General features: G+C 69.5%; 6 protein-coding genes. 2 read left to right on the forward strand and 4 right to left on the reverse strand.

The genetic code is table 11. The features are described 5' to 3' along the window. Positions 1-843: 843 nt before the first annotated feature. The 4 genes from ACSAMQ_RS19765 to ACSAMQ_RS19780 all read right to left on the reverse strand — a co-directional run bounded on the left by ACSAMQ_RS19765 (position 844) and on the right by ACSAMQ_RS19780 (position 4,263). Positions 844-1,851 carry a sulfate ABC transporter substrate-binding protein gene (locus tag ACSAMQ_RS19765; protein WP_435397293.1) on the reverse strand — a complete coding sequence of 336 codons (1,008 nt, stop codon included), beginning with the start codon at positions 1,849-1,851 and terminating at the stop codon, positions 844-846. Positions 1,852-1,917: 66 nt separating this feature from the next. Beyond that, a complete protein-coding gene (locus ACSAMQ_RS19770; protein ID WP_435397294.1) occupies positions 1,918-3,378 on the reverse strand; it encodes an OprO/OprP family phosphate-selective porin in 1,461 nt (486 codons plus the stop codon). A gap of 139 nt (positions 3,379-3,517) precedes the next feature. Then, entirely contained in the window at positions 3,518-3,811 is a 294-nt protein-coding gene (locus tag ACSAMQ_RS19775; RefSeq protein ID WP_435397295.1) for a hypothetical protein, read from the reverse strand. Next, positions 3,808-4,263, reverse strand: coding sequence for an RrF2 family transcriptional regulator (locus ACSAMQ_RS19780; RefSeq protein ID WP_435397296.1), 456 nt, complete (start codon positions 4,261-4,263; stop codon positions 3,808-3,810). The genes ACSAMQ_RS19775 and ACSAMQ_RS19780 overlap by 4 nt, the downstream gene beginning before the upstream one ends. Before the next feature lie 222 nt (positions 4,264-4,485). Here ACSAMQ_RS19780 and ACSAMQ_RS19785 point away from each other — a divergent pair, with 222 nt between their 5' ends. Both ACSAMQ_RS19785 and ACSAMQ_RS19790 read left to right on the forward strand, forming a co-directional pair. Further along, positions 4,486-5,346, forward strand: coding sequence for an ABC transporter permease (locus tag ACSAMQ_RS19785; RefSeq protein ID WP_435397297.1), 861 nt, complete (start codon positions 4,486-4,488; stop codon positions 5,344-5,346). Beyond that, positions 5,343-5,622: ATP-binding cassette domain-containing protein (locus ACSAMQ_RS19790; RefSeq protein ID WP_435397298.1), on the forward strand; the 280-nt coding region annotated here is incomplete at its 3' end. The genes ACSAMQ_RS19785 and ACSAMQ_RS19790, both read left to right, overlap by 4 nt.

The raw sequence follows: 5,622 nt of genomic DNA on the forward strand, positions 1-5,622 counted from the left end.
CCGTCCCGCGACCGCCGTGGCCCCCCCGGCCCGGGCGGTGCGCCGCGCGGGCCGGTTGGCCGCCCGCCCGAGACCGTCGATTCGCGGCATGCGTTGCACAGGCTTACCTGTGTAGGAGCGAGGTGAGTCCCGACCGCGGAACGCGCAGAGACAACGAAGCCGCCGCTGTTCGTCGGAGCGGCGTGTTCTCGCAGGGCAGGAGCGGCGCGAGCCGCGACCGCGGTCCTTCAACTCGCGCCGTATCGGCAGGACTTTTGTAGGAGCGACGTGAGTCGCGACCGCCGAACGCGCAGAGACAACGAAGCCGCCGCTATTCGTCGGAACGGCGTGTTCTCGCAGGGAAGGAGCGGCGCAAGCCGCGACCGCGCTTCGGCGGTCTTGCGGCGCTTCTTTCGGTCGACATCAAGATCAAAATCAAACCCAAAGCCACTAAAGCGGCGGGTTACTTTCTTTTGTCTAAAGCAACAAAAGAAAGGTAACCAAAGAAAAGTGCTTGTTTTGAATCACAGGCCCGCGCGTTCGATGCATCCGCGGTGATCTTTCATACGGGACCTCCCTGTCCCGATGAAAAACGGCCCGCATCCCTGCGGGCCGCCCTCCGGGTCTTGTGTTGCCTTCGCTAGTGCGCGGCGCACGGCGGGAGCGAGGAGCGAGGAGCGGGAAATTTGGAACGAGGAACCAGGAATCAGAAACTAGGAATCGGAAATCAGGGTCAACGATCCCGACCCGACCGACTGCGCGGCTCGCCGGCCGCCCGAGAGCCTCGGCTTGCTTTGCCGCCGCGGCGGCGGATGCGCGATGTGGGCTGCACGGGCAAGCCGCCGGCGCCCGTTCCCTGCGGATTTACTTCGGCAGATAGATCTTGTCGAAGAAGCCGCCGTCGGAGAAATGCGCGGCCTGGGCCTTCTTCCAGCCGCCGAACGCGCCGTCGATGGTGACCTGCTTCACCGCCGGGAACTTGGCGAGCTCGGCCGCCGGCACCTTGTCCGGTTCGGCCGGACGGTAGCCGTGCTTGGCGGCGAGGCGCTGGCCTTCGGGCGTGTACAGGAAACGCAGATAGGCCTCGGCCTGCTTGCGCGTACCGTGCTTGTCGACGTTCTTGTCGACCCAGGCCACCGGCGGCTCGGCCTTGATGCTCAGGCTCGGCACGACGATTTCGTACTTGCCGCGGTTGGCTGGCTGCTCGAGGGTCAACAAGGCCTCGTTCTCCCAGGCCAGCAGCACGTCGCCGATGCCGCGGTCGACGAAGGTCGTGGTCGAGCCGCGCGCGCCGGTGTCGAGCACCGGCACGTTCTTGAACAACCGGGTGAGGTAGTCGACCACCTTGTCGCCGTCGCGGTACTTGGTCGAGGCCCAGGCCCAGGCGGCGAGATAGTTCCAACGCGCGCCGCCGGAGGTCTTCGGGTTCGGCGTGATCACGCCGAGGCCGGCCTGGGTCAGGTCGCCCCAGTCCTTGATGCCCTTTGGATTGCCCTTGCGCACCAGGAACACGATGGTCGAGGTGTAGGGCGAGCTCTGGTGCGGCAGGCGGCTCTGCCAGTTCGCCGGCAATTGCTTGGCGCCGGCGATGGTGTCGATGTCGCCGGCCAGCGCCAGGGTCACCACGTCGGCTTCGAGGCCGTCGACCACCGAGCGCGCCTGCTTGCCGGAGCCGCCGTGCGAGGCGCGAAGGTTGAGGGTCTCGCCGGTCTGCTGTTTCCACTGCGCGGCGAACACCTGGTTGACCTCGGCGTAGAACTCGCGGGTGGGGTCGTAGGACACGTTGAGCAATTCGACGTCCTTGGCCGCGGCCGAGGCCGAGGCGGCGGCCAGGGCCAGGCCGAGCAACATCAGGCGGAAGCGGGTTTTCATCGGTGAGTCCTGTGCGTGGGGCGAACGGGTTAGGGAAGGTCGAAAGCGGGGCCTGCGGTGCCGGCGTCAGAAGGCGAGCTGGGCACGGGTGAAGAAGGCCTTCTCGTCTTCGCGGTCGCGGCCCGCGGCGGCGCCGCCGTCGAATTCGGTCTGGGTGTAGTTGGCGACGAGCTTGAGGTTGCCGGTGAGGTACCAGTTCAAACCCAGGCCCCAGGAGCGGGCCGCGTCGGCGACGGCGTTGCGATCGGCGAAACGGGGGAAAGCCGCCTCGTCGATTTCCAGGCGCCCGTAGCGCGCGACCAGTTCGAACGCGCCCCAGCCTGCACCACCGAGCGTAAACGGTTGGTTAGGCCGGGCCACGCCCTTGTAGCCGGCGTCCTCGCCGGTCAGCACGTAGCCGCCGGTGAGCTGCCAGGCGCGGTGCTCGAGTTCGTCGGCGACCGCGCCGACGCGCAGCTCCTGGCTGGAGCTGACGTACTCGCCGAGCAGGCCGAAGCCGTTGCGGTAATACCAGGCCTGCGGCGACCAGCGCTTGTGCGCGCCGTCGGCCAGGGCGGTGCCGCGGTAATTGAAGAACTGCGTCTGCCCCGGGGTGCGATAGCGCGGCAGGAAGTTGTTGCCGCTGCCCTGCTTGTCGCCGCGGCTGCCGGCGAGGCCGAAGCCCAGGCCCGACAGCGCGTTGCTGTGGTTCTTCCACGGCTCGAAGAACAGACGTCCGGCGAGCTCGAAGTCGTTGTCGGGGTTCACCGTCGGGCTGTCGCGGCCGTCGACCGCGCCGTTGTAGACGCCGAACGCGTACGACACCGTCGCCTGCGCGAACTCGCCCTGCAGTTGCACGCCGAGGTCGCGGTTCGGGGTGAGTTCCGAGGCCAGGCCGAGTTCGATCAGCGCGGTCGAACCGCTGGACTGCAGGCGTTCCAGCCCGACCGGGCTCTTGAACTTGCCGATGCGCACCGTCGCGCGCGGATCGAATTTCAGGTCGAGGTAGGCGTCGGCGATGGTCGCACTGTCGCCGGCGAACTCCGGGGTCAGGCGGAAGCCGACCAGCGACCCCCAACTGCCTTCGATGGTCGGCATGATCCGGCGGAACAGGAAACTGTCGTTCTGCGGCACCGTTTCGTCGCCGATGAAGAAGCGGCCGTCGGCCTGCACCAGCGCCTTGAACTTCAGTTCCACATCGCCCGGCGGCGGCGATTTCACCGCCAGCCCCTTGCTCGCGCTGAGCGTCACCGTCGGCGTGCTCGCGGCCTTGGCCGCGCTTTCCTCGGCCTGCAGTTCCAAGCGGCGTTCGATCACCCGCAGGCGTTGGTCGAGTTCGGCCAGGTTGCCGCTGTCGGCGGCCGCGCCGGCGACGGCCTCGCCGCCGCCCAGGCGTTGCTCGATCGCGCGCAACCGCTTGGCGAGTTCTTCGACCGTGGGCGGAGCCGTCTGCGCCTGGGCCGGCAAGGCGAGCGCGCAGGCCAGTGCGCCCCACAACCATGGGGTGGCGCGCGGCGCGGCCTTCGCGAGTCGAACCGGGGTTTGCATGATGAGCTCCTTCAACGATGACTGGACAGGCGGCGGGCCCGAGGCTCGGGCCGGACGACGGGCAATGCGGATTGGGCGGCCTCGGCGCGCCGCGGACTTCAGTCTTGGCCGCGACAGTGGGTTTCGACGCGCAGCACGCTCATGGGCGCAGGCTCCGCGGCGGCGCCACCGGCAGGCGTTGGCTGCGGGTGATGCGGACGATGCGCGAGCTGTGCACGACGACTTCGATCTGGCCTTGGCCGAGTTCGCGCACCGCGCTCAGCAACTGGTACTCGCTGTCGCTGAGGTTGACGATGTTGATCTCGGGTTCGCCCGCCGGCCCGGGCCGGTCGGGTTCGACAGTCCGCGGCCGCGCGGCCGCGCGTTCGCGCCGACGCGGTTCGCTCGATGCGCGCGGGCCGGCGCCGCGTTCGCCCGGCACCCGCCGGCTCACGCGCTGTCTCCGGCCAGTGCGGCCAGGCTGGACCCCGGCGCCTGCGCGAGATCGTGCAGGCTGCGCCGGTCGAGCACGTCGGAGATCGCGTCGCGCGCTTCGCGCATCAGCGAACGCAGGCTGCAGGCGTCGGGATCGGGGCAGTCGGAGCAGGGCTGATAGGCGCTGACGCTGGCGCAGCGTACCGGCGCCAGCGGCCCGTCGATGGCGCGGATCAGGTCGCCGATCATGATCTGGTCGGCCGGGCGGGCCAGGGCGTGGCCGCCCTTCTGGCCGCGCCGGCTGTCGATGAAACCGGCTTGGCGCAGGTCGACCAGGATGGTTTCGAGGAACTTGCCCGGCGCGCGGCTGTGCTCGGCGATCGTGCGCGCCTGCAGCCTGCCGCCCCGGGGCCGGCCGCCGTCGGCACGCGCCAGCGCGCACATCGCGCGCAGTGCGTATTTGGCCTTCATCGTCAGCATTTCCCATTCACCATGTAGGGAATGTCGCCGCGACCGGTGGCTCAGGGGAAAAGGTAATGCCTCATCTGCTTATGACTTGGGGCTATGTGGGCGGGGCGATGGCGATGGCGCGGCCCGAGCGAGAGCCAGAGACAAATCCCTAACTCCCTTTTCACAGGCAGGCGCTTCGGGCGAGCGTGGCCGACGTCCGCGAAGCCGTTACGATGAGCGCCAATGCGTTCTCTCGCCTCGCTTCCGCCGCTCGCCCGCACCTGTCTGTCGGTGCTCGCCGTCCTCGCCGCCGCCTGCTGGCTCGCGCCGGCGTTGGGCCGCTACGGGCCGATCCTGCCCGACTGGGACGCATTGTCGGTGCGGCCGGGCACGGCCGGGCACTGGTTCGGGACCGATGCGATCGGGCGCGACGTGTTCGCGCGCACCCTAGCCGGCGGGCGCCTGTCGCTCGGCATCGGGCTGCTCGCCAGCGTGGTGGCCCTGGTCATCGGCCTGGGCTACGGCGCCATCGCAGGGCTCGCCGGCGGAAGAGTCGAGCGCGCGATGTTGCGGGTGCTCGACGTGTTCTCGGCGCTGCCGTTCCTGTTGGTGGTGATCCTGCTGCTGACTCTGTTCGAGCGCTCGCTGTGGTTGCTGCTCGCGGCGATCGGCGGTTATGTATGGATCGACCTGGCGCGGGTGATGCGCGCGGAGGCCGCACGCCTGCGCGAGGCGCCGTTCGTGCTCGCCGCGCAGGCGGCCGGGGCGAGTTTCGGCCAGCGCCTGCGCTGGCACGTGCTGCCGAACCTGATGCCGCTGGCCTTCGTCTACCTCGGCCTGATCCTGCCGCAGGCGATCCTGGTCGAGAGTTTCCTCGGCTTTCTCGGCCTGTCGATCGACGAGCCCTCGTCGAGTTGGGGCGGCCTGCTCGCCGAAGGCGTGCAGGAGCTCGACAGCGCGCCGTGGACCTTGCTGTTCCCGGCAGGGTTCCTGGTCGCGACCCTGGCCGCGTTCCAGTTTCTCGGCGACGGCCTGCGCGATTGGCTCGACGTGCGCGGCGATGTCGGCGACGGCGAGGCCAAGGTCGGGGCCGCGGCCGCATGAGCGCATTGCTGGACCTGCAGGCGCTGACGGTGGGGACGCGCACGCGCGGTGTGCTCGGCCCGCTCGATCTGCAGCTGCAGGCCGGCGAATGCCTCGGCGTGGTCGGCGAAAGCGGCAGCGGCAAGAGCCTGACCGCCTTGGCCTTGCTCGGTCTGTTGCCGCCCGAGCTGCGCGGCGAAGGGCGCCTGCAGGTCGACGGCGAACCCATCGCCCTCGGCGGCGCCGCGCACGCGCGCCTGCGCGGGCGCAGCCTGGCCTGGGTGCCGCAGGACCCGC

Origin of the sequence: Lysobacter sp. 1R34A (genome assembly GCF_051217035.1) — a bacterium.
Taxonomy (GTDB): Bacteria; Pseudomonadota; Gammaproteobacteria; order Xanthomonadales; family Xanthomonadaceae; genus Lysobacter.